The organism is Clostridium neuense (genome assembly GCF_045310695.1).
GTDB classification, from domain to species: domain Bacteria; phylum Bacillota; class Clostridia; order Clostridiales; family Clostridiaceae; genus Clostridium_S; species Clostridium_S neuense.
The window spans coordinates 74,790-98,284 of record NZ_JBJIAA010000018.1; the positions used below are offsets into that span (position 1 = coordinate 74,790).

Below are 23,495 nucleotides of genomic sequence, written 5' to 3' on the forward strand. Positions count from 1 at the left end.
CTTAAAATATTTAGACAAACATATTTAAAACCAGAACTCCAATCAATCCCATAACAGAGATTATAGTTTCTAGGGTTGACCATGATTTCATTGTCTCCCCAATTGTAAGACCAAAATATTCTTTAAACATCCAGAATCCAGGATCATTTACATGAGAGAATATAACACTTCCTGCTCCTGTTGCCAAAACCATTAATGCTGGATTTGCATTTGTTGAAGAAATAATAGGAAGCACTAAACCTGCAGCAGTCATAGCTGCAACTGTTGCTGAGCCAAGAGACAACCTAAGTATAGCTGCAACTGCCCATGCCAAAATTAGTGGAGACATATTACTTCCAGTCATTATTGTAGCTATGTACTTTCCAACACCACTGTCTATTAATACTTGTTTAAATGCTCCGCCTCCTGCTACTATTAAAAGTATCATTGCAATTTCACTAGCTGCTTCAGCTAAAACTTTCATTATTTCTTCCATTGTCTTTTTTCTTCTTATTCCAAGAGTATAAATTGCAATAAGAAGTGATAGGAACATTGCCATTAATGGACTCCCAATAAACTCTGAAAACTGTCTTATGCTTGCTGTTTTTGGCAAAGTAATCTCACAAATAGCAGAAAATGCCATAAGTATTGGCGGTACAACTGCCGTTAATACACTTGCTGAAAAACTCGGCATTTCTTCTTCTGTAAATATTTTAGCTTTAAATAAATTTTTAGAAGGCTCGCGGTCAATCTTTTTTAAAAATTTTGTTAGAACTGGTCCTGCTACTATAACTGTTGGTATTGCTATTATTATTCCATAAACCAAAGTCATGCTGATATTAGCTTTATATATTGTAGCTATAGCTACAGGTCCTGGATGCGGTGGTAAAAAAGCATGAGTAACGGAAAGTGCTGCTGCCATAGGAACTCCAACATATAAAAGAGGAAGTTCAGCAAATTCAGCTATTGTAAAAACAAGAGGTATAAGTAATACAAATCCGACTTCATAAAACATTGCTATACCAACAAGAAATCCTGTAAGTACAACTGCCCATTGAATTTTTTTCACACCAAATTTATTAATTAAACTTCTAGAAATTCTTTGGGCTGCTCCTGAGTCTGCTATCAATTTTCCAAACATAGCTCCAAAGCCTAAAATTAATGCAAGGCTACCAAGTGTGCCGCCAACACCATTTTGTACTGATGTAATCGTCTTTGATGGGTTCATACCTTCTGCTACGCCTACTACCAAAGAAACAAAAATCAATGATATAAAACCGTTTACCTTAAACTTTATCATAAGTAGCAATAATAACATAACGCCAATAAAAACAATTAATAATGGCATAACCATTCCTCCTATTTATCTCAAAATTCCGACAATTATTATATGTATTCTAAATTTGCAGTATAATATAGATAAAATAATTTTATTTTGATTACAGTTTATAATACACATTTACTCTTAATATTTTCTGTTGCCTCAGAAAATCATTAATTTTTGTGTATTAATAAACTGTAAATTAAAAAGCCTATTCTACTCCATATATCCACCCTTCATAGGTGATGCAGCACATTTAGTGTAAAGTCCTAAAACTCCCTTAGTATACCTTGGTGCAGGCTTTACCCAATTTTTCTTTCTTTCCTCTAATATGTCTGCAATTTCATTTTCTGTTTTCTTCACTCCAGCTATGCCTATTATATCAAGCCTTCTTGCTGGTATATCTATCTTAATTAGGTCTCCTTCGCAAACTAAAGCTATTGGTCCGCCCTCACTTGCTTCTGGCGAAACATGTCCTATTGCTGGTCCTCTGGTTGCTCCAGAAAATCTTCCGTCAGTTATAAGTGCTATGGATTCTACTAATTCTGGATCTGATGCAATTGCTTCCGTTGTATAAAACATCTCAGGCATTCCAGAACCTTTTGGTCCTTCATATCTTACAAATACAGCATCTCCAGGCTTTATATCTTTAGTTAGTACCGCTTTAATTGCAGCTTCTTCACAGTTAAATACTCTAGCTTTTAAAACTACCTGCATCAACTTTTTAGACACTGCTGAGTGTTTTACAACTGCTCCACCTGGTGCTAAATTTCCCTTTAATATAGCTATAGCTCCCTGCTTTTGAATTGGATTTTCCTTCGGTTTTATTACATCTTCTTTTTTTACTCCAAGGGCAGCTATAAGCTTTTTATGTTCTTCATAATATCCACTTTTTCTTATGTCCTCTAAATTTTCTCCTAAAGTCTTTCCTGTAACCGTCATAACATCTAAATTCAAAAATTCCTTAATTTCCTCCATTATGGCAGGAACTCCACCTGCATTCCAAAAATATGAACCAGGATAAAAGCCACTTGGTCTTATATTAAGTATATATGGAATCTTTCTATGAATTTCATCAAATAATTCAGGAGCTATATCTATACCAAGCTCATGTGCTATAGCTGGAATATGAAGTAGTCCATTGCTTGACCCTGCAATAGCTGCGTGCACCATTATTGCATTTTCAAAAGCTTTTTTAGTCATTATATCAGATGGTTTTATGTCTAACTCTACAAGTTTAAGTGCTTGTTTTGCCGCCTTCTTAGCTGCCTCCTTTAATTCTTTTGAGGTTACTGGTATTAAGGCTGTACCTGGAAGAGCTATTCCAAGAGCTTCTGCCATAACCTGCATAGTAGATGCTGTTCCCATGAAAGAGCAAGCGCCACAGCTTGGGCATGCATTTCGTTTATAATGCTCATACTGCTCTTTTGTTATTTCTCCTCTTTCATACTGAGCACTGTAAGTACCAATTTGTTCAAGCGTAAGCATATTAGGTCCTGCGTTCATAATTCCACCAGGAAGCATTATAGCAGGCATATTTAGTCTAGCTATTGCCATAAAATGGGCAGGCACTGCCTTATCACAACTTGCTATAAACACTCCTGCATCAAAGGGAGTTGCTTGTACATGTATTTCCATAAGGTTAGCCATAATATCCCTTGAAGCAAGAGAATAATTCATACCATCGTGACCTTGAGTTTCACCATCACATATATCTGTAACAAAATATTTAGCACCTCTGCCTCCACTCTTGTTTATGGAATCAAATACTTCGTTAACTAATGTATCAAGATGTGCACTACCAGGATGACTATGTCCAAAACTACTTTCAATTATTATTTGGGGCTTCTCAAGCTCCTCGACCTTCCACCCTGATCCCAATCTAAGAGAATCAATTTCTGGAGCCTTTTTTCTTATCTCCTGACTTTTTAACAATTAAATCACCTCTCGAAAAATTTGTATTACAGCTTTGTTGTTTTTTATCGCAAAGATGCCTTTTTATATCGATTATTCTATTATATTCTTAAAGTTGTATTACAACTTTAAGAATATAATACTCTGAAAACGTTTTTCAGTCAATAGCTTTTTGATAAATTTTTAAATTTTATTCTTTTATGAATAACGCGGTTATAAAATATATATTTTTAAACAGTCTAATGCTGTACTACAGCTTTGAATTAAAAACAACAGAGATAAACCGCTTGAAGCTTCGAAATTAATTTGTATCAAAAGCCAGCTTCTGGGCATTTTGATGGAAATTGATTTTGATAGTTGAGCTAGTTTCACTATATATATCATGAAATTGTTGTATAGTGCAACAGTTTTATGATACAATTGCATTGAGGTGATTTAATGGATAAAAGAGGAAGCGACTGCTTACGTGAACTAATCAGAGTACTGGTAAGAAATTTAGGTATTTTAGAAAAATCAGATGCAAGCTGCTGTGGCGTTACTATATCACAATGTCATGCCATTGTAGAAATTGGTAGGGCTAAAGAAATTTCTTTAAATGAACTTGCAGAATTATTAACACTGGATAAAAGCACTATGAGCAGAACTATAAACAAATTGGTAGACAATAATTTAGTGACTAGAGAGTTACATTCCAAGGATAGACGCTATGTATCTATAAAATTAACTGAAAAAGGAATAAATGTATTTAAAACTATAGAAGGAAACATGCATGATTACTATGAAAATATATTTATGTCTATTTCAGAAGATAAAAGAGAACAAATATTAGATAGCTTAAAGGTACTCACTGAAACAATACACAAAAATAACTGTTGTTAGGAGGTATTTTTTATGGAAGGCAATATTAAAAAAGAAGTAAAAAATTACTATGGAAAAATAGCTGCCGATGTACTAAAAAAATCGAAGAAAAATTGCAGCTGCAAAGCATCAAGTAATTTAAATCTCTATACAAAAAAGTTTCTTTACGACTTACCAGATGAGGCTGTAAATGCATCACTTGGCTGTGCAAACCCAGTGGCACTTGCAAATCCCAAGAAGGGTGAAATTGTATTAGATTTAGGAAGCGGTGGTGGAATAGATGTATTTATTTCAGCTAAATATGTAGGAGATAGTGGAAAAGTATACGGACTTGATATGACAGATGAAATGCTTGAACTAGCAAATAAAAATAAAGAAAAAATGGGTATTAAAAATGTAGAATTTATAAAAGGATACATTGAAAACATCCCTTTATGTAATGAAAAAATAGATGTTATCACATCAAATTGTGTGATAAATCTTTGTGAAAGTAAAGAAAAAGCCCTAGAAGAAGCTTACAGAGTATTAAAAAAAGGCGGAAGACTAGCAATTGCAGATGTTGTTATGTTAAAGAATATGCCTAAAGAAATAAAAGAAAGTGTAGAGATGTGGGTTGGATGTATAGCTGGAGCTTTACCCGTTGAAAAATATAAAGAAATACTTAAAAAGGTAGGCTTTAGTGATATTGAGATTACACCAGTAAATATATATACTAAAGAAATTATGGAGGATCTAGCTAAGCAAAAAAATTTAAGCCACATATACAGTAATATTGATTCAAATATTATTGACGGAGCTTTTGCAGGAGCACATGTAAAGGCATATAAATATTAGAAAGGATGCTATTTATATGGATTATAGTATTAGAGAAATGAAACCAGAAGATTGGGAAACTGTAGCTAAAATATACAAGGAAGGAATCGATACAGGCAAAGCTACCTTTCAAGCAGAAATTCCAAGCTTTGAAGAATGGGACAAAGGGCATATGAAAATATGCAGACTAGTGGCTTGTGATGGAAATACCATATTAGGATGGGCAGTATTGAGCCCTACTTCTAGCAGATGTGTTTATAGAGGTGTTGCAGAGGTTAGCATATATATAGGAGAAGCATATCGCGGCAAGGGTGTAGGAAAAAATATATTAACTAGTTTAATAAATGTATCAGAAGAAAACGGAATTTGGAGTTTATATTCTGCTATTATAAGAGAAAATAGTTCAAGTATAGCACTGCATAAAAACTGCGGCTTTAGAGAAATAGGAATACGAGAGAAAGTTGCAAAAATGCCGAATGGTATATGGCATGATACAGTTTTAATGGAACGCAGGAGCAAGGTAGTAGGAATCTGAATCAGAGTACAGAGTACAATTGACAGAGGACAGTGAAGGATGATTTTTCTCCGCTATCGCTACAAAAAATCTTAAACTTAATGCGCGTAAAGCCCTCAAAATATAGTGTTCAGCAGAGCTGATACTATTAAGTTCTAAGATTTACCTGAGAGAAGCGAAAGGCAAATCCATATTCACTCTACTCTCTACTCTTCTTCAAATTTGAGTTTAGAATGATGCATTTAATATATCCAATTTCTATATTTTAAGTTGTCTATCTATAAAAGTGTTGCAAATTCCATTCAAAAGTCATATGATTATAATTGAATATGTTCATATAAGAGGTGATAACGTGGATTTAATACAAGTGATGAAAGCGCTGTCTGATGAAACACGCATGAGAATATTAAATTTGCTTCAAAATGGTGAAATGTGCGTTTGCGAGATAGAAACTGTATTAAATATAAGTCAATCTAATGCTTCAAGGCATTTAACAAAGCTTACAACCGCAAAAATTGTTGATTACTACAAGGTGAATAAATATGTTTACTACAAGATGGATCAAGAGACAATTAAAGAATTTCCATTTATAAATGAAATTTTAATATCTCATGCAGTTAAATTAGAGCAATGTAAAAAAGATTTACAAAGATTAAAAAAATACAGAGAAAGTGGATTGACTTGTGATAATTTAAAAGATGGCAAAGTATGTTTTAACAATAATTGTACACATTAGGAGGAAACTAAATGGATAAAAAATCAAAATTATCATGGCTTGACCGCTATTTAACGGTATGGATTTTTACAGCGATGGCATTAGGAATTTTTCTAGGATGGTTTGCACCAAGTCTTGCAAGTACACTATCAAGCTTATCCGTTGGAACAACCTCTATCCCTATGGCTGTAGGACTTATAGTTATGCTATATCCACCGCTTGCTAAAGTAAATTATAAGGAGCTTGGCAAGGTTTTTAGAAATCCTAGAGTTTTGGGGCTGTCACTTTTGCAAAATTGGATTATAGGACCAATTTTAATGTTTACAATTGCAGTTGTTTTCTTAAAGTCATATCCAGCATTTATGACTGGGCTTATACTAATTGGTCTTGCAAGATGTATTGCAATGGTAATTGTTTGGAATAGTTTAGCTGATGGTGATACGGAATATGCAGCTGCTCTTGTGGCTTTTAATTCAATTTTTCAGGTCATTTTTTATTCAATATATTGCTATATATTTATAACTATTTTACCAACAGTGTTTGGTCTTAATGGATATAAGGTTGATATTTCTATGGGTAAGGTAGCTGGTTCTGTGGCAATTTATCTTGGCATTCCATTTGCAGCAGGACTGCTTACAAGGCTAATTTTAGAACCCAAAATGGGAACTGAATGGTACACTAAAAAGTTTGTACCTAAGATAAGTCCGTTAGCCTTAATTGCTTTGCTTTTTACTATAGTAATTATGTTTACTTATAAAGGAAAATATATAGTTGAGCTTCCAATGGACGTTGTAAGAATTGCAGTTCCTCTTTTGGTATATTTTATAATAATGTTTTCTGTCTCCTTCTTTATAAGTTATAAATCTGGAATAGATTATAAAAAAACAACTACTCTCTCCTTTACTGCTGCAAGTAATAATTTCGAGCTTGCAATAGCCGTCGCAGTTGCAGTATTTGGAATAGAATCAAAAGAAGCATTTACAGCTGTTATAGGTCCATTAGTTGAGGTTCCTGTTATGATAGGTCTTGTAAATGTAGCTCTCCACTGGAGAAAAAAATATTTTATGAAAATTTCAAAGTAAATCTGCCATTTGATTTTCGTAAAATTCGTAGAAACATGGAGATTTTACGAAATCAAATAGCGATTTACTAATGAAAATTATACAATAACGGAGGAAAGTAACTATGAAACCTAAAGTAGCATTTATATGTGTCCACAATTCCTGCAGATCCCAAATGGCAGAAGCACTTTCTAAATTATTTGAAAGTGATGTATTTGAAGCTTACTCCGCAGGAACAGAATTAAGAGATACAATAAATCAAGATGCAGTTAGAATTATAAAAGATTTGTATAAGGTTGATATGAATAAAGAGCATAAATCAAAGCTTTTGAAGGATATCCCTAGCGTTGATATAGTAGTAAAAATGGGCTGTAATGTAGTATGTCCCTTTCTACCTGCAAAGCATATAGAGGACTGGGGATTAGAAGATCCTACAGGAAAAAGTGATGAAGAGTTTATAAAAACAGCAAAAAACATTGAAAAAAAGGTTAAAGATTTGGCTAAAAGAATTAAAAACAAAGAAATTGAATTATAGGGAGTAATGTAAATGAGTAAAATAGAGATTTTTGATCCAGCTATGTGCTGTTCAACAGGCGTTTGCGGACCAAGTATAAATAAAGAGCTTTTGAGAGTTGCAACCGCTATAAATAACATGGTTAAAAAAGGTGCTAAGGTAACACGTCATAATCTTTCCAGTGAACCGCAGGCATTTATTGATAACAAGAAGGTTAATGAATACTTAAACTCAAGGGGGGCTGAAATACTTCCAATAACCCTTGTTGATGGTGAAGTTAAAAAGCTTAAGAAATACCCAACAAATGAAGAATTTGCTCAGTGGTCTGGCTTCTCCAAGGATGATATATCAAATATAACAATAAAAAAACCTAAAAGCTGTGGGCATAAAGGCTGATATAGATATGTTAAATTACCAATTTTACAAGTATATTTTAAGATGTTTATATTTTGAAAGGGGTATTATATGGATAAATTATTTAACCCAGAAATAATCAACCTAACGCAGTATATTTTCTTTACAGGTAAAGGTGGCGTTGGAAAAACTTCAACAGCTTGTGCAACAGCAGTTACCCTTGCAGACAATGGCAAAAAAGTACTCCTCGTAAGTACAGATCCAGCCTCTAATTTGCAGGATGTGTTTGGCGTTGAACTTAATAATAAGGGGACTTCCATAAAAGAAGTTCCTAACCTTGAGATAGTAAATCTTGATCCTGAAGAAGCAGCCAGGGAATATAGAGAATACGTTTTGGCACCTTATAAAGGTAAGCTTCCTAAATCAGTAATAGACAATATGGAAGAACAGCTGTCCGGTTCCTGCACTGTTGAAATAGCAGCTTTTAATGAATTTTCAAGCTTTATAACCGATAAAAGCATAAAGAAAAAATACGATCACATTATATTCGATACAGCTCCCACAGGGCATACTTTAAGAATGCTTCAATTACCTTCCGCCTGGAGCAATTTCATAAGCGAAAGTACTCATGGAGCTTCTTGCTTGGGACAATTGTCCGGTTTAGAGGATAAAAAAGAAATGTATAAGGAAGCTGTCCACACCTTATCAAATAAGGAAATAACTACGTTAATATTAGTTTCAAGGCCTGAGTATTCTCCTCTTAAAGAGGCAGAAAGAGCTTCTCTTGAGTTGAAGGATATAGGTATTAGCAATCAAATACTGGTTATTAACGGAGTACTTAAAGAAGATAATGAAAATGATGAAATCTCAAGTTCACTATATTATAGACAGCAGTCAGCACTTAAAAACCTTCCTGAACATTTAAAAAACCTTGAAGCTTACGCCATACCATTAAGATCATATAATGTTACAGGAATAGACAACGTAAGACTGCTGCTTAAGAAAGATATTAAAAAAGAGGATAATAATAAGCTAAAAAAAGAACCTCTAAAGGGAGTTAAAAGCCTTATTGAAGATTTATACTTAAGCAAAAAGAAAGTGATTTTTCTTATGGGCAAAGGCGGTGTTGGAAAAACCACTTTAGCTGCAACCATCGCTATGGGACTTTCAGAAAAGGGAACTAAGGTACACTTAGCCACCACTGATCCAGCTGCTCATTTAAAATTTGTTATTAATGAAGAAAACAATAACTTAACCTTAAGTAAAATAGATGAAAGAATCGAGCTTAAAAAATATAGAGAAGAAGTTTTAAAAAAGGCCGGAGAAAACATGAGTGAGGATGATATTGCCTATATTGAAGAAGACTTACGTTCACCCTGTACTCAGGAAATTGCTGTATTTAGAGCTTTTGCAGATATAGTAGCTAAAGCAGAAAATGAAGTGGTAGTTATAGATACAGCACCTACTGGTCATACCTTATTACTTTTAGCTTCAACTCAAAGCTATAACAAAGAAATTTCAAGGTCTGAGGGAGACATTCCACAATCAGTTTTAAAACTTCTTCCAAGACTTAAAAATGAAAAAGAAACAGAGGTTATAATAGTAACTCTTCCAGAGGCCACTCCAGTTTATGAGGCAGAAAGGCTTCAAAAGGATTTAAAAAGATCTGGAATTAATAATAAATGGTGGATAGTTAACTCAAGTTTGCTTGCCGCCAATACTAAAAGTGATTTTTTGAAGTTAAAAGCTAAAAGCGAAATTCAGTGGATAAACAAGGTTAATCAAATTTCACTTGGAAACTTTGCAGTTATCCCCTGGAATAGTGGTGAGCTTAAGGGAGTTAATCTTAAAAAACTGATAAAATAAAGAACAGAAAGTATCATAAGCTTTCTGTTCTTTATTTCTTTAATCTTTTTAAGTCGTTTATAGTTCTAACAGCATGCCGCCTTGCATAAATGAAGGCTAACTCTGAATCTCTATTTCTTATGGAATCTAAAATAAATTTATGTTCATGAACTCCACCTTCTGGTCCAAGATTTTCATACAAGCCTCTTTGGTGACATTCAAGAACATTTGAAAGAAGCTCATTTACTTTTATTATCAAGGAATTATTGGTTCCCTCTGCAATCTTAGTGTGAAAATTCAAATCTTCCTCTGTAAACTTTTTTATATCATTTTTATATTTTAACATATTCTCATAAGTTATCTGAAGTTCTTCTATAAGCTTATCATCACACCTCTCAGTGCAAAGCTTAGCTGCTTCTGGCTCCATTATCAATCTAAATTCCAGTATCTCCATATAGCTATCTCTATCTAAAATCAGCATTGGAAGCAAGCTGTTTAAATATACGGAAGGTCCTAAATCATTGACAAATGTGCCTCCACCTTTTTTCTTGCTTACAATATTAAAAGCTGCCAGTTTCTCAATAGCCTCTCTCACGGATACCCTGCTGACATTTAACTCTTCAGCAAGCTTTGTTTCAGACATAATTTTTTCGCCAGATTTCCACTCTCCATTTAAAATCTTCTCCTGGATTTTATTTAAAACCTTGTCACTTGTTCTACCGTCTTCCATACTATCAATCTCTCCTAAATTGGTTTAAATATAATTATATTATTTACTGTGAACTTTTACAATGCTATGATTTTGTAAATTCTAGTCTTTAAGCTTTGAAAACCATAAGCATTCCTTATGCCAAGAGCAAGTGCCACAAATCTCCGCTGCTGAATTTTTAGTGTTTATTTTTTTATTAACTAAACTAAATAACTTTGCTGCACTAACAACTTCTCCACTCTTCAAGTTAAGCTTTTTAAGAACCTTTTCATCCATAACGTTAACCTTATTTGAATCAACACACTTACCACCTTTGTTATTAGTACACGGAGTGCATATATCATCACAGCTATCTAAAAGAGTTATATTCAAGTTTTCTTTAGAATTTATATATTTTATCACTTTACCCATGTTTTCAACAAATTCTTCATTGTAACCATAACCTTGGAACCCCTGCATGCATAAAAAATGATGTGCTCTTATTTTTAACATATTCATTCACCACTCTGCTTTTTTAAATTTCTTATAATCATCCCTTGAGATTTGAACATATCAAACTTTCTATAGAAGCCCACTAGCTTTTCGTCACAAATCAAGTCAATCATGTAATAATTTTCAAGAGTCCCCTTCATACGTTTAAAAAGCTCTGTGCCAATGCCTATATTTCTATACTCAGGAAGCACCTCTAAAAATGTAATATATGAACTTACTATCTTATCAGAAATAGCAGTTATAAATCCTACTACCTTTCCTTTGCCTTCATCTACTGCCAGCCAAAAATAGGTGCTGCCCTTTAAAATTTCCAGATGTTTTTTAGATGACGGCGGATTTGCCCACCCAACAAAAAAGCCTTTAATATTATCCTCGTTTATATTTTCAATTGAGTTTACGTACTTAATCATATATACTTACCTCCTTCAATTAAAATAATATACTTTAAATTTATTCAAGGCTACTTATAAATAGACAACTTGGAAGTTGTGAAGTAACAATGCTTCGTCGCGTTAAAAAAATCCTATAAATCTAAGTGGTGACTTTAAGCGAGTGCTTGCCTAAGGTATAGAAGGATAATGGGCAAAGCCCAAACCCCGTATATGTGTATATTCCTTGCCTTTAAGCCAAAGCGAAGCGATGTTGACTTGGGATGGTTTAAATAAAGCTTTATTTAATATCCCAAATCAATATCACCTCGCTAAATTCCAGTTCGTTTATCTGTATTTTTTACTTCAAGTATTTATCAAACCACTCTGTTATTTCGTTAAGTCTCCTTATCTTGTGCTTTGGCTTTCCACTTCTGCTAAGCTCGTGGTTTTCTCCTCTAAACATTATAAGTCTTGAATCTACGCCATGATATTTAAGAGCTGTGAACATTTGAAAACCTTCAGCGATCCAGCATCTATAATCCTCTTCTGAATGAAGGAAAAGAGTTGGAGTCTTTGCTTTATCAGCATATTTAAGTGGTGAATGCTCCCAAAGCTTTTCTTGATTGTCCCATGGGGTTGCAAGGTTTTGGTCTTCCACAAAGAAATATCCTATATCAGTTGTACCAAATTTAGATACCCAGTTAGCTATGCTTCTTTGGGATGCTGCTGCTTTAAATCTATCAGTATGTCCTATTATCCAGTTTGTCATGAAGCCACCATAAGAACCGCCTGTAACTCCTACTCTATCTTTATCAATAAAAGTGAACTTTTCCAAAACTGCATCCATAAACTTCATTATATCATCATAATCTATAGTGCCATATTTCCCTCTTATATCAGAGAATTCATTTCCTTTTCCATCGCTTCCTCTTGGATTGCAGAAGAATACAGCATATCCATGACTTGTCCAATACTGCATTTCATTAAAGAACACTGTTCCATAAACTGTCTTAGGGCCACCGTGTATATCGAGAATTGCAGGATATTTTTTATTTTCATCGAAATCATCTGGCTTCATTACCCAGCCCTTTATTGTAACTCCAGGTGCTGTTTCAACGGTCATTTCTATAGGTTCTGATATTTTCCTCTCAGCATAAACCCAATCATTAAAGCTAGTTAATTTAGTTTCAGCTCCATTTTGTAATTTAAATAACTCTTCAAGCTTATTTGGTTTCATGCTTATAATTAATGTATTTTCTGCTGCTACACTTATGCCATCTACAGAGCCTTTACCAAAAGTAACCTTAGATATTTCACCATTTTCATCAATTCTATTTAAGAAAGAGCTGTCATCCTCTGTAGTGGTAAAATACAAGTAATTTCTGTAAACCTGCACTGAACTTGAACCACCATACCTACAATCTGAACCAACAGAGCTTCCAATTGAACGATCAAAATCTGGTGTTATGCATCTTGCTTCCTTTGAATTTAAATCAATTAAATAAAATTTTGGATTTTCATTAAGTCCAAGCTTTTTCATATCCGTAGCTGCAAATATGACGCTATTTTCCGACATAAAAGCAGCATAATGATATACAAGTTTATTCTGCTCATTGATTTTAACCACTTCTTTAGTTTTAAGGTCTAAAATACTCATATCCTCTATAAGCTCCACTTTATCCTTGAAGGTATTACTTATAATTAAAACCTTTGTTTTTTCTGGGCTTACTTCAAAGTTTCCAACATTCTCGTACTCGTCGCCTACAATTGGCTCAATTTTATCATCATCTGCATGATACAAATACAGCTTATTTCTCTTTCTACTTGTAAAAGTACCTCCATTTTCCCAAAAAGGAATTTCCTCAAGCACTTCATAGTCTTTATCTTCTTTTCTTGCCTTAATTTCCTCTGATTTTTCATCATCCTTTAAAAGATAAAGTTCTTTTCTATTTAAATCATGATCCGAAGTAAAAACATATGTGTCCTTGTCTATTATTTTTATTGAATTTACATTCTTATTTATTCTTAAAAACTTTTCTGCTTCTCCACCATTAATATTGATTTTATAATACTGTGTAAATTCCTCTCCAGCCTTCTTTTTAGCTTTATCCTTTTCATCTCTTATATCTGGGAAAATTATATTCTCATTATCTAGCCATAGGAAGCTTGTCTCAGTGTTAAAGCTAGTTAACCTATAAACTTTTTCACTTTCAAGATTTACTATGTACAAATTGGATAAATATTTGTTTTCTTCTAAATCACTTTCATGTACAACAAAACACGCATTTTTTTCATCTGGTGAGTGTTTTATTCCCGATAAATACTTATACTTTGCTAAATCATCTAATTTGAAATTTTCCATTTTAATACCTCCGCTTTAAATTTAATAAGATTTTACTAATTATAATAACACTTTATCAATGATTTTAACAGATACTGTTTAATTATTATTTATTGTTCTTCTATAATATATGTTATCATAAAATATACTTTATTATTTCTTTATTAATAAATTTAAATAAAAAACATAAAGGCGAAACAGTTCAACTCGAATCTACCTTTGAAACCATGTTAATAGCTTTAATCGTCATAAAATTTGATAACTCCAGCGGTGTTCATTTTAAGGAATTAGAATTTCTTACTCATCCACCAGAGAAATCATTCTATATTGAACTACTTATAGGAACCTTAGGTGCAATAATGGACATTGAAATTTCTATTTCCTCATCAATAAATGAGATATTCAATAAAAATCCAGACATTAAAAAAAACTACTTATTAAAAGTGGATTTGAGATTGGAAAGGATATATTAGCACAATGGCAAACACCCTACTTTTTACATACATATGAAGCTTTATGATACTTATATTTCTTCAAACATGAAATATACTCTCCAACACAAAAGTAATTCTGAATGTCCTTTTCATCCAAGCCTCTAAATGCATATAATTCATCCCAAAGTAAACTACTACCTTCAACGCAGAAAAATCCTGATTCTAGTTCAACTCCAACAAAAATATTGCCTTCCTTAAAAATTTCATCTTGGTTTTCATAAAGGAACTTTCCATTTCCTTCATCTTCTATAAAAAAGTTAACTGCATGCGGTTTTGCTCCGATAGATAACTTCTCCGCATAGGGCTTGTTGTGCAATACATTATCAATTACTGTCAGCCTTGCATTATCATCATGTAATTCCTTTAAAAGATATTTATTTTTTAAATATTCCACAACTTCTTTTCCAGACTTTCTATTTGGATATAATTTGTCCTTATATTCGTTCCATATCTCTTTATACTCTTCAATCATTTTGGGCGTTAGTTCTTGCATTAACATAGTTATCCCTCTTTTATGTTTTTTCATTAAAATTTAACGTTCTATTGAATAATACACCTGTGCTTCTCTCTTACCTGTTTCCTTATTAACAAAATAATTAGGTAGTACTGCATCCTTTCTCATACCTGCCTTTTCCATGATGCGTCCAGATGCTGCATTGCTTTCTGTATGACAAGCAATTACTATGTCAACTTCAACTTTCTTAAGCATATATTTAATAAAAGCTTTTAAAGCTTCTGTTCCATAACCTAAATTCCAATATTTCGAACCATAGCAGTCACCCATCTCACAAAGCCTGTGAAATTTTGAAAATTTAACACAACTAATTTCTCCTATTGGTTCATAATCTTCTTTTCTAATCACAATCCAATCAAAGAAAAATTCGTTATCATACAAGCTCAATTTTGATTTGATGTATTCTCTTGTTACTGCCTCATTTTCATGAGTGTCCCAGCTTAAATAGCGTGTAGTCAAACTATCTGAAGTCCAATTTTTATACACCTTGGCACTATCCTCTATTCCAAATCTTCTTAGTATTAATCTATCCGTCTCTATTTTTTGAGTTCCAATTCCATTCATATTTTCCCTCACAATTTTTATTATTTTTCGCCCAAACTATTGTAAATACCTTCAAACTTTTCAGCTTGTTTATAGGTCATTTTATACCACTTTTTTTCCGAGTCAACAAAGTAAATATTTCCTATATGCTCATATTTTTTACTTGTATTATCTTTAAAATATACAGTTATCACATATCCCATTCCACTAACCCTTGTTTTAGTTGCCTTCTTTAAGTCTAAACTATTAATGTAATTTATTATTTCTGTTATCTCTTTTTTACTCTGAGCAATTTTAAGCCTGCCTGGATACGCTTTAATTTCTATTTTTGTAACGTTTGCTATGTTGCTTATTTGCATCTTTATAATATTTTCTGTACTTGCAATTGATGATGTATTTTTTGTTACACTACAACCATTTAACATTATTAAGCTACTGATTAACACACATAGAAAAAGTATTTTTTTATTATTCATAATTAACCTTCTTATAATTTTAATTAAAATATAGTCATATATTTTTCCCTTATTTTATTATATATCACACCCACTAAATTTTATAGCTTTATTGTAAAATATGTATATATATTAAATAATTTTACAGTTTTTAATATGTTCTTTCTTACTATATCTTTACAAGAATATAAATGTAATAATATCTTACTAAAAATTTCTGTACACCAATTATTTAATCCCCATTTTCCGTAGATCACGGAGGAAAATTTTCCTTGCTTTACTCCCGGAGTGAAGTGATAGTGTTCCAGAACAATTTAAAAAAAGTCCAATAAATCTTAGGGGAAAAATCTTAAAATCCTTAGATTTATGGACTTTTTTTAATGTTCTGGAGTGCTATCACTTCACGGTAGTTCCGTAATACTGGCCTTCGATAATTTTATCCGATACATCAAAAGCATTTGATAAATGATTTAAATCTTCCTTAGTTGGATTACCTATAATTTTCCCATTAGTTAAAAGATCGTAATCTCTCTTTGTGTTTAAAAGGTTTCTACCCATCACTGTATTTTCATAATACTTTTTATCCACACCCATCAAATACAAAAGTGTAGGCATTAAATCTATTTGTCCACCTGTAATTTTGTTTTCCTTTCCTTGCATTTTTTCGCTTCCATCGTATATTATAAGCGGTATTTTAAGTTCATCATCTACCATCCATGATTGTACCCCTGGTGTTTTAGGCACATCATCTGGAAAGTATTTATGAATGCTTGTGTGATCTCCATAAATTGCAACAAGTGTATCCTTAAGTACTCCATCCTTTTGAAGTTTATCTAAAAATATTCCAAGCTGCTTATCTGTGTAATGAATACACTGAAAGTATGCACCAAGTTCGCTGCTTGCCATACCACTGTTGCTTAACTTAAGTTCTTTATACTTGTTTGGTAACTCAAATGGAGTGTGGCTTGTAAGTGTCACAACAAAATTATAAAAAGGCTTTTTCTCCTTTTCAATCATTGGCTCAACCTGCTTTAAATAGGCTCCATCAGATATTCCTAGGTTTATCTTCTCATATTCATTAAAGTGAGATGAATCTACCCTTTTATCAAATCCACCCATGGCTGTAAGTGCAGGCATCCAATTCCAATACATTGCCTTATCCGGATGTACTGCCATTGTATAATAATCATACTTTTTCATCACACTGGGAAGTGAATTATATTTATTCTCTGGAAATCTAAAAAATGTACTTCCTTTAGTAACAGGGTATATAGATGTATTAGTCATTAGATCTGCATCAGAGCTTGTACCTTGCTTAATATTTTCGTGATAATTTGAAAAGTATACACTATTTTTTAAAAGCCTATTTAAATTTGGAGTTATTTCTTGTCCATCAATTTTTTGACCTATTACAAAATTCTCCAGCGATTCAACCTGAATTACAAGTAGATTTTTACCTTTAAACATTCCATTGTAATTATTATCCTGAACATTTTCCTTATTATCTTTGTACCATTTTTTTATTTCATCCTTGTCTGAAACCTTAAGAGCTTTTGGTTTTAAATTTTCAATAAAATCCATAGTATCATAAACATGATAACCTATTGGAGATATCCTTGACATAGTGTATATAGGGTTCCACTTAGAACCAAGCCAATACTGATATATATAATGATGGAAAACATGTATAGAAACTGGCATATAACAAATGGCTATAAGCATAAAAGCTGCCAAAAGCTTTATATTTCTCTTACATCCTACATATATTTTTTTAAAATAAATATAGGCTGCAGTTACAATTACTATATCAAATATAAATACAATATCCTCTTTATGCATCATTGCAAATATACTATCCTGCAAATCATCTAAATTTCCCGTTTCCTTTAAAAGATTTGGTGATATGAAGGTATTGTACCCCCTAAAGTACCAAAGATCTGCTAAAAGCAATACTGATATTAACAAGTTTAGGATTATTAATGCATACCCTCTTGCTCTACCCTTAAACAAAAATGCTATAGATAAATAAGCTAAAGTAAAGAGTATAAAAATAACGTATGATTGTATGTGATAAAATCCTTTAAAAAGCTCTAAAAAACTTGGATTATTTAAATTAATAAACCCTGTAAAAATTGTAAATTTCAATAATAAAATTAAATATGTATATATGAAAAACAAATCTGGTCTTATATTTTTAATTTTCCCAATAAACTTGTCCATTTTTTCCTCCTCTCATAGCAAATTATAAAATGCAGCTTAAAACAAGCTGCATTTTATATATACTACACAACGTTAAATTATATCAAATTACATTTTAAGAATCTATACATAAAAGGTTTCATTTTGTTTACAAAAATTATTTTTCTCCCTTAAGCTCCATATCTATAGCTTTTGCTGCTCTTCTTCCAGCCGCCATAGCTAAAATTACAGTTTGAGGTCCTGTAACATTATCTCCGCCAGCATAAACATGAGGTTTTGTTGTCTTGCCTGTTTCCTCATCTATAATAAAGCAATTCTTTCTATTTACTTCTATGTTGTCCGTAGTAGATGAAATCAAACTGCTTGCTCTTGTACCAATTGCCATTATAACCATATCTGAAGGTATTACAAATTCTGATCCTTCTATTTCTACAGGTCTTCTTCTTCCAGATTCATCTGGTTCTCCAAGTTCCATCTTTATACACTTAACCCCTTTTACAAATCCATATTCATCACCAATAATCTCAATTGGGTTTGTAAGTAAATGAAACTGTATTCCCTCTGCCTTCGCAAATTTCACTTCTTCAACTCTTGCTGGCATTTCTTTTTCAGTTCTTCTATATACAATATGTGCTTCAGCCCCAACTCTAATTGCTGCACGCACAGCATCGATTGCTACGTTTCCGCCTCCAACTACTACAACTTTTTTACCAGCTATAAGAGGTGTATCGTATCCAGAATCATAGTCCTTCATCAGGTTATTTTTAGTTAAAAATTCATTTGCAGAGCACACTCCATTTAAGCTTTCTCCTGATATGCCCATAAAGTTTGGAACTGCTGCACCTGTTCCTAAAAACACAGCACTAAAGCCCTCTTCACCTAATAAATCATCTACACTTATGGTTCTTCCAACCAGCACATTCTTTTCTATTTTAACTCCAAGCTCTTTTAAATTTTCTACTTCATGCTTAACTATTTCTTTTGGAAGTACAAATTCTGGTATTCCCCAGGCAAGCACTCCTCCAAGCTCATGAAGGGCTTCAAAAATTGTAACATCATATCCAAGCTTAGCTAAATCTCCTGCACAAGCAAGTCCTGCTGGTCCACTTCCAACAACGGCTACTTTTTTCCCTACCGCTGGTGCCTTATCTACAAATTTAACATCATTATTTCTGCACCAATCTGCCACAAATCTCTCAAGCCTTCCTATGGATGTAGGCTCTCCCTTTATGCCAAGGACACATCCTCCCTCACACTGAAGTTCTTGTGGACAAACTCTGCCGCACACTGCTGGAAGGGTACTTGTCCTTGATATTATCTCTCCTGCTTTTGCGTATTCGCCCTCTTTTATGCACTTTATAAACTCTGGAATATTATTTGAAACGGGGCAATTTTTTACGCATCTTGGATTTTTACATTGAAGGCATCTCTCCGCTTCCATTTTAGCTTCTTCTGGGGTGTATCCAAGACAAACCTCATTGAAATTTTTTATTCTAGCTTTAACTTCCTGCTCCTTCATAGGTATTCTTTTCATTCTATCCAAGATTAGCACCCCTCTTTCTCAACCGCAGCCTCTGTGCCTGCATGTTGTTCTCTGTATTTCTTTTTTGCCTCAACACTTGAGTATATGCTCTGCCTTATCATAACTTCATCAAAATCCACAAGATGACCATCAAATTCCGGACCATCCTCGCAGGCAAACTTTATTTCGTTTCCTACATTTACTCTGCATGCTCCACACATTCCCGTTCCATCAAGCATTAAAACATTGAGACTAACTATAGTTTTTATTCCTTTAGTCTTTGTTACCGCAGAAACTTCCTTCATCATTTTAACAGAACCCATACAAACGACTAATGTATAATTACCGTTTTCTAATATATGTTTAACAGCCTTATCTGTGCTGCCATCAAATTCTCCTTCTCCATTCTTAAAGGAGATATATGTTTTATTTGATAATTTCTCGATTTCTTCTTTAAACATCAATCTATTTTCATCTTCGAAGCTTAATAAAGCATCAGCATGTACATTATTATCATGAAGGTATTTTAATTCAGCATAAATTCTTATAGCTGCTGAATTTTCAGATACAAAAAGAACCCTTTCACTTGATCCGCTTTTTATATTCAATAGCTGAGATGGCTGCCCTAAAGGTCCAGTTGCATCCAAAATAAACTGACCATTTTCAAGTTTTGACATATATTCAGTAGTTTTTCCAACTTTTCTGAAAACTATAGTTATAGTTCCTTTGTCCCTGTTGACATTGCAAATCGAAAAAGGTACCCTCTCTCCTTTTTCATGTGCCCTAAGTATAACAAACTGCCCTGGTTTAAAAGCCTTAGCTATCCTTGCAGCCTCAAATTCCATGCTATACACATCATCAGCAGCTTTAAGCATTTTTATAATCTTATGCATTTTCATCTCTCCTATTTTATAAGAATAACACTATAATCATATATTTTATCATAAAAATAAATAATTATAAATAAAAAACCCACAGGATTAATATCCCATGGATTTTTCCACTTCTACTTACTTACAACATAAGTTTTTGCTAGTTTATCATGAAGTCCTTGCTTATACTGTGATGAAAGCATAGTTATAAGTATTATAATATAGTATACAAGGCTTACAAATGCTAATATTGTTGATGAACTAAAAGCTGCAGCTCCAACTCCAGTTGTACTTACCTTAGGTGGTCCTTGAATTATAGATAAAACAGAACTAATTATTCCAAAAACTCCTAATATCACATATCTCTCTAAAGCAGTTACTATGGATATTCTTCCACCATTTTCATTAGTTATTTTTATTCCAAGCAGCATCTTACCAAGCGAACCTTGTTTTGGTGAACTTTCTAAAAGTACATAGTACGCAATTCCTATTATTAATACTATTGTATAATAAGTTCTAAATGCATTAACGTCAATAGCTTTACCAGTCGCTGCATTAAGCATTGCTGTAAAGGAACTGTATCCTACTATTTTTCCTACAATAGCCCCAATTATAGCTAAAATAATACCATCAACTACATAGGCCAAAAATCTTTTAAATAATCCTGCGTACTCAACCTCATATTCATCACTTATTGTACTGTTACCTATATTATTATCTTCTGTTAGGCTTGCACCACATTTCTCACAAACCTTCGCTCCTTCTGGATTCTCTGATCCACATGTTGGACAATACATAAATTATACCCCCTAATATCTAATTGTTATATAATTGCTATCATAATTTTATCATAAAGTTGGTTATTTTTCTATATATTTCTTTACAATAAAACTATGTTTTAATTAGCCCATTTCATATATCTGCAAATTCTATATTCACTTTTTCTTTTGTATTATCGATACCACTGTCAGATATAGATTTAACATCACTGTACTCATGCATTATCTCATTCCTCTCTGATGGAAGCTTTATTATAAACTTAGTTCCCACATCCTCTTTACTTTCAAATCTTATGCTTCCAGAGTTCATCTCAATTATAGATTTTACAAGAGATAATCCTATTCCGCTTCCTTTAGACCTTCTTATTAGGGAACTATCCACCTGAGTAAATCTCTTAAAAATTAACTTCTGCTTTTCTTCAGGAATTCCTATGCCATCATCCTTTACTTCTATAGTTACACTACCATCTTTAGTGTCATGTATATTGACCCATACATGTCCATTACTTTTTCTAAATTTCACAGCATTTGAGAATAAGTTAAGCATAACCCTTTCCATCATATCAGCATCACATTCAACATATTTTTCTTCTATATCAGTATCAAATACAAGCTCCATATCCTTTTGATGAAGATATGTAACTATAGACATAGATATATTTTCAATCAAACTTACAATTTCCCGTCTGGACATATTAGGCTTCAAGAATCCAGCTTCGATTTTAGTTATATCAATTAAATTGCTTATAATTCTTAAAAGTCTATAGCAATTTTGTTTTATAACCTTCATATAGCAGTCAATTTTATCATTATTTATGTTGTCTTTTTCCATATGCATTTGCATAACTTGCAGTGAACTGTATATAACGTTTATTGGTGTTCTAAGTTCATGCGATATATTAGCAAAAAATTCTCCTCTCAGCTTATCCTTATTTCTTGCCGCTATAAGCTCTTTTTCATTTTGTTCTGCCTTCATTTGATTCGAAATATTTTTTACAATACTTAAAATCATGCTCTTTCCAGCCATAACAATTTTTGTGCAGCTAACCTCTACCATAATCTTATTGCCATCAAAACAAACTATTTCTTCTGTAATTCCATTTACTTTTTTGCCTTCCAAAACTAACTTGTTATACTGGTTAAATCTTTCAATGTATTTACTTCCTATAAGTTTTACTACATTAAAGCCCTTAAATTTTTCATCTGAAACTGCCCTTGTCATTTCTACCATAGAATTATTAGCAAAAATTATGTTTCCACCATCTCTTATAATAATTCCATCGGACATAAACTCAAAAACACTTCGATACAAATATTTTAAATTCTCAATTTCACAATTTTTCTCACTTATGCTTCTATACAACTTTTCCAATTGATTTTGAAGTGTAGCCTCAATAACAACCTGGCAAATAATAGCGGTGCCTAGCAAGGAAAAAATATAATTACATCTATGTAAATAATGAATCAATGGTATAAAGTTTAGAGATAATATATGCGAAATCATAAACAAGACATCTGCCACTATAAGCTTTTTAAAAAAGCCTTTATTTTGAAGCTTATTTGAATTTTTGTATATTATAACCAGGCATACAAAAAGCATAGCTAAAAATGCTAATTGACCATAATACATTATATTTTCTAATTTTATAGTATTATAGGAATTAAAATATCTTCCTTTGAATTGTATTATTACAACAAGCATTAATGGTATTACACCATATATAATCTGAACTCTTTTTAAAACTTTATTTGTAACTGTACTTTTTAACAATATGCTAAATGTAATTGCTGATGTGTAGGCAATGCAGTCTATTATAAATTTGAACATATAGCAAACATTAGGAATATTGTTTAAAGCTCCTCCACCTTTAACCAATGCAATCAAAAAAACAATATTTATTACCGAAATAACTCCTAAAATTATTTCTAAATATATAAATACTGTTTTGTGATAAATTTTATACGCAATTATAACAGATATAAACATACTTAGTTTAAGTAATAAATTAATCATTTCTACAATATTGACATATGTTTTGTTATCCGTAAAAGTAGTCGGCAGTGCTACATACAATAAAACAATCCCCGACAGAAATAAAAGTATTAAGTTTCTTCTATATAAACTTTTTTTACGTTCACCCTCATTTCCTTCATAAATATTGTCGCTGATATTCATTTAAATCCCCCACAATCAAAAATATATAATATCACACATAATTTTAGAAGATCCCTAACTAAAATTTCATTCTTAGTACACTGTGCATATAACTTTACATAACAATACAATAAAAAGTGCACAAAATGAGCACCTTTTAT

Annotated in this window: 23 protein-coding genes; 9 read left to right on the top strand and 14 right to left on the bottom strand. The window is 32.4% G+C overall.

Features of this window, described 5'->3' with window-relative positions; genetic code table 11:
• Nucleotides 1–10 precede the first annotated feature (10 nt).
• Complete coding sequence (locus ACJDT4_RS19265) at nt 11–1,327, bottom strand: gluconate:H+ symporter (protein WP_406789221.1); 1,317 nt, start codon at nt 1,325–1,327, stop codon at nt 11–13.
• A gap of 189 nt (nt 1,328–1,516) precedes the next feature.
• The gene (gene ilvD, locus ACJDT4_RS19270) at nt 1,517–3,235 is read right to left on the bottom strand and encodes a dihydroxy-acid dehydratase (protein ID WP_406789222.1); all 1,719 of its coding nucleotides are present in this window, start codon (nt 3,233–3,235) and stop codon (nt 1,517–1,519) included.
• A 417-nt stretch (nt 3,236–3,652) separates the two neighbouring features.
• Between ilvD and ACJDT4_RS19275 the strand changes: the two genes are divergently transcribed.
• The 8 genes from ACJDT4_RS19275 (at nt 3,653) to arsA (ending at nt 9,909) form a co-directional block, all read left to right on the top strand.
• The gene (locus tag ACJDT4_RS19275) at nt 3,653–4,093 is read left to right on the top strand and encodes a MarR family winged helix-turn-helix transcriptional regulator (RefSeq protein ID WP_406789223.1); all 441 of its coding nucleotides are present in this window, start codon (nt 3,653–3,655) and stop codon (nt 4,091–4,093) included.
• Nucleotides 4,094–4,105: 12 nt separating this feature from the next.
• Nucleotides 4,106–4,906 (top strand): arsenite methyltransferase, encoded by an 801-nt coding sequence (gene arsM, locus ACJDT4_RS19280; protein ID WP_406789224.1) that lies wholly within the window; start codon nt 4,106–4,108, stop codon nt 4,904–4,906.
• 16 nt (nt 4,907–4,922) lie between these two features.
• Nucleotides 4,923–5,420, top strand: a complete 498-nt coding sequence (locus ACJDT4_RS19285) for a GNAT family N-acetyltransferase (RefSeq protein ID WP_406789225.1) — start codon at nt 4,923–4,925, stop codon at nt 5,418–5,420.
• 331 nt (nt 5,421–5,751) lie between these two features.
• Nucleotides 5,752–6,135 carry an ArsR/SmtB family transcription factor gene (locus tag ACJDT4_RS19290; protein WP_406789226.1) on the top strand — a complete coding sequence of 128 codons (384 nt, stop codon included), beginning with the start codon at nt 5,752–5,754 and terminating at the stop codon, nt 6,133–6,135.
• A gap of 11 nt (nt 6,136–6,146) precedes the next feature.
• On the top strand, nt 6,147–7,196 hold the full coding sequence (gene arsB / locus ACJDT4_RS19295) for an ACR3 family arsenite efflux transporter (RefSeq protein WP_406789227.1): 1,050 nt from the start codon (nt 6,147–6,149) through the stop codon (nt 7,194–7,196).
• Between the two features lie 103 nt (nt 7,197–7,299).
• Nucleotides 7,300–7,710 (top strand): arsenate reductase/protein-tyrosine-phosphatase family protein, encoded by a 411-nt coding sequence (locus ACJDT4_RS19300; RefSeq protein ID WP_406789228.1) that lies wholly within the window; start codon nt 7,300–7,302, stop codon nt 7,708–7,710.
• Between the two features lie 12 nt (nt 7,711–7,722).
• The gene (gene arsD, locus ACJDT4_RS19305; RefSeq protein ID WP_406789229.1) at nt 7,723–8,085 is read left to right on the top strand and encodes an arsenite efflux transporter metallochaperone ArsD; all 363 of its coding nucleotides are present in this window, start codon (nt 7,723–7,725) and stop codon (nt 8,083–8,085) included.
• 69 nt (nt 8,086–8,154) lie between these two features.
• Nucleotides 8,155–9,909 carry an arsenical pump-driving ATPase gene (gene arsA / locus ACJDT4_RS19310; protein WP_406789230.1) on the top strand — a complete coding sequence of 585 codons (1,755 nt, stop codon included), beginning with the start codon at nt 8,155–8,157 and terminating at the stop codon, nt 9,907–9,909.
• Between the two features lie 31 nt (nt 9,910–9,940).
• Here the strand turns inward: arsA and ACJDT4_RS19315 are convergent, their stop codons facing one another.
• The 4 genes from ACJDT4_RS19315 to ACJDT4_RS19330 all read right to left on the bottom strand — a co-directional run bounded on the left by ACJDT4_RS19315 (nt 9,941) and on the right by ACJDT4_RS19330 (nt 13,822).
• Nucleotides 9,941–10,618, bottom strand: coding sequence for a FadR/GntR family transcriptional regulator (locus tag ACJDT4_RS19315; RefSeq protein ID WP_406789231.1), 678 nt, complete (start codon nt 10,616–10,618; stop codon nt 9,941–9,943).
• 81 nt (nt 10,619–10,699) lie between these two features.
• Nucleotides 10,700–11,089 (bottom strand): DUF1284 domain-containing protein, encoded by a 390-nt coding sequence (locus tag ACJDT4_RS19320; RefSeq protein WP_406789232.1) that lies wholly within the window; start codon nt 11,087–11,089, stop codon nt 10,700–10,702.
• Between the two features lie 2 nt (nt 11,090–11,091).
• On the bottom strand, nt 11,092–11,499 hold the full coding sequence (locus ACJDT4_RS19325; protein ID WP_406789233.1) for a GNAT family N-acetyltransferase: 408 nt from the start codon (nt 11,497–11,499) through the stop codon (nt 11,092–11,094).
• 319 nt (nt 11,500–11,818) lie between these two features.
• Nucleotides 11,819–13,822 carry an alpha/beta hydrolase family protein gene (locus ACJDT4_RS19330; protein WP_406789234.1) on the bottom strand — a complete coding sequence of 668 codons (2,004 nt, stop codon included), beginning with the start codon at nt 13,820–13,822 and terminating at the stop codon, nt 11,819–11,821.
• A 92-nt stretch (nt 13,823–13,914) separates the two neighbouring features.
• On the opposite strand from ACJDT4_RS19330, the gene ACJDT4_RS19335 reads away from it, so the two are divergent.
• Nucleotides 13,915–14,274, top strand: coding sequence for a YibE/F family protein (locus tag ACJDT4_RS19335; RefSeq protein ID WP_479723309.1), 360 nt, complete (start codon nt 13,915–13,917; stop codon nt 14,272–14,274).
• Nucleotides 14,275–14,290: 16 nt separating this feature from the next.
• Here ACJDT4_RS19335 and ACJDT4_RS19340 read toward each other — a convergent pair whose 3' ends face one another.
• From ACJDT4_RS19340 to ACJDT4_RS19375, 8 genes are all read right to left on the bottom strand, one after another.
• Nucleotides 14,291–14,794: a hypothetical protein gene (locus tag ACJDT4_RS19340; protein ID WP_406789236.1), complete on the bottom strand. Its 504-nt coding sequence runs from the start codon at nt 14,792–14,794 to the stop codon at nt 14,291–14,293.
• A gap of 33 nt (nt 14,795–14,827) precedes the next feature.
• The gene (locus ACJDT4_RS19345) at nt 14,828–15,373 is read right to left on the bottom strand and encodes a GNAT family N-acetyltransferase (RefSeq protein WP_406789237.1); all 546 of its coding nucleotides are present in this window, start codon (nt 15,371–15,373) and stop codon (nt 14,828–14,830) included.
• Nucleotides 15,374–15,393: 20 nt separating this feature from the next.
• On the bottom strand, nt 15,394–15,828 hold the full coding sequence (locus tag ACJDT4_RS19350) for a hypothetical protein (protein ID WP_406789238.1): 435 nt from the start codon (nt 15,826–15,828) through the stop codon (nt 15,394–15,396).
• A 375-nt stretch (nt 15,829–16,203) separates the two neighbouring features.
• Nucleotides 16,204–18,027, bottom strand: a complete 1,824-nt coding sequence (locus tag ACJDT4_RS19355) for an LTA synthase family protein (RefSeq protein WP_406789239.1) — start codon at nt 18,025–18,027, stop codon at nt 16,204–16,206.
• A gap of 136 nt (nt 18,028–18,163) precedes the next feature.
• A complete protein-coding gene (gene gltA, locus ACJDT4_RS19360; protein ID WP_406789240.1) occupies nt 18,164–19,549 on the bottom strand; it encodes an NADPH-dependent glutamate synthase in 1,386 nt (461 codons plus the stop codon).
• Between the two features lie 2 nt (nt 19,550–19,551).
• Nucleotides 19,552–20,421, bottom strand: coding sequence for a sulfide/dihydroorotate dehydrogenase-like FAD/NAD-binding protein (locus ACJDT4_RS19365; protein ID WP_406789241.1), 870 nt, complete (start codon nt 20,419–20,421; stop codon nt 19,552–19,554).
• A 113-nt stretch (nt 20,422–20,534) separates the two neighbouring features.
• Nucleotides 20,535–21,197 (bottom strand): RDD family protein, encoded by a 663-nt coding sequence (locus tag ACJDT4_RS19370; RefSeq protein WP_406789243.1) that lies wholly within the window; start codon nt 21,195–21,197, stop codon nt 20,535–20,537.
• A 115-nt stretch (nt 21,198–21,312) separates the two neighbouring features.
• Nucleotides 21,313–23,355, bottom strand: a complete 2,043-nt coding sequence (locus ACJDT4_RS19375) for a PAS domain-containing sensor histidine kinase (protein ID WP_406789244.1) — start codon at nt 23,353–23,355, stop codon at nt 21,313–21,315.
• Nucleotides 23,356–23,495: the final 140 nt, after the last annotated feature.

Coding starts and splice junctions, on each gene's coding strand:
- ACJDT4_RS19265 (WP_406789221.1), bottom strand. CDS start 1,327: ATGCCATTATTAATTGTTTTTATTGGCGTTATGTTATTATTGCTACTT.
- ACJDT4_RS19275 (WP_406789223.1), top strand. CDS start 3,653: ATGGATAAAAGAGGAAGCGACTGCTTACGTGAACTAATCAGAGTACTG.
- arsM (WP_406789224.1), top strand. CDS start 4,106: ATGGAAGGCAATATTAAAAAAGAAGTAAAAAATTACTATGGAAAAATA.
- ACJDT4_RS19285 (WP_406789225.1), top strand. CDS start 4,923: ATGGATTATAGTATTAGAGAAATGAAACCAGAAGATTGGGAAACTGTA.
- arsB (WP_406789227.1), top strand. CDS start 6,147: ATGGATAAAAAATCAAAATTATCATGGCTTGACCGCTATTTAACGGTA.
- ACJDT4_RS19300 (WP_406789228.1), top strand. CDS start 7,300: ATGAAACCTAAAGTAGCATTTATATGTGTCCACAATTCCTGCAGATCC.
- arsD (WP_406789229.1), top strand. CDS start 7,723: ATGAGTAAAATAGAGATTTTTGATCCAGCTATGTGCTGTTCAACAGGC.
- arsA (WP_406789230.1), top strand. CDS start 8,155: ATGGATAAATTATTTAACCCAGAAATAATCAACCTAACGCAGTATATT.
- ACJDT4_RS19315 (WP_406789231.1), bottom strand. CDS start 10,618: ATGGAAGACGGTAGAACAAGTGACAAGGTTTTAAATAAAATCCAGGAG.
- ACJDT4_RS19320 (WP_406789232.1), bottom strand. CDS start 11,089: ATGTTAAAAATAAGAGCACATCATTTTTTATGCATGCAGGGGTTCCAA.
- ACJDT4_RS19325 (WP_406789233.1), bottom strand. CDS start 11,499: ATGATTAAGTACGTAAACTCAATTGAAAATATAAACGAGGATAATATT.
- ACJDT4_RS19330 (WP_406789234.1), bottom strand. CDS start 13,822: ATGGAAAATTTCAAATTAGATGATTTAGCAAAGTATAAGTATTTATCG.
- ACJDT4_RS19340 (WP_406789236.1), bottom strand. CDS start 14,794: ATGTTAATGCAAGAACTAACGCCCAAAATGATTGAAGAGTATAAAGAG.
- ACJDT4_RS19345 (WP_406789237.1), bottom strand. CDS start 15,373: ATGAATGGAATTGGAACTCAAAAAATAGAGACGGATAGATTAATACTA.
- ACJDT4_RS19350 (WP_406789238.1), bottom strand. CDS start 15,828: ATGAATAATAAAAAAATACTTTTTCTATGTGTGTTAATCAGTAGCTTA.
- ACJDT4_RS19355 (WP_406789239.1), bottom strand. CDS start 18,027: ATGGACAAGTTTATTGGGAAAATTAAAAATATAAGACCAGATTTGTTT.
- ACJDT4_RS19365 (WP_406789241.1), bottom strand. CDS start 20,421: ATGCATAAGATTATAAAAATGCTTAAAGCTGCTGATGATGTGTATAGC.
- ACJDT4_RS19370 (WP_406789243.1), bottom strand. CDS start 21,197: ATGTATTGTCCAACATGTGGATCAGAGAATCCAGAAGGAGCGAAGGTT.
- ACJDT4_RS19375 (WP_406789244.1), bottom strand. CDS start 23,355: ATGAATATCAGCGACAATATTTATGAAGGAAATGAGGGTGAACGTAAA.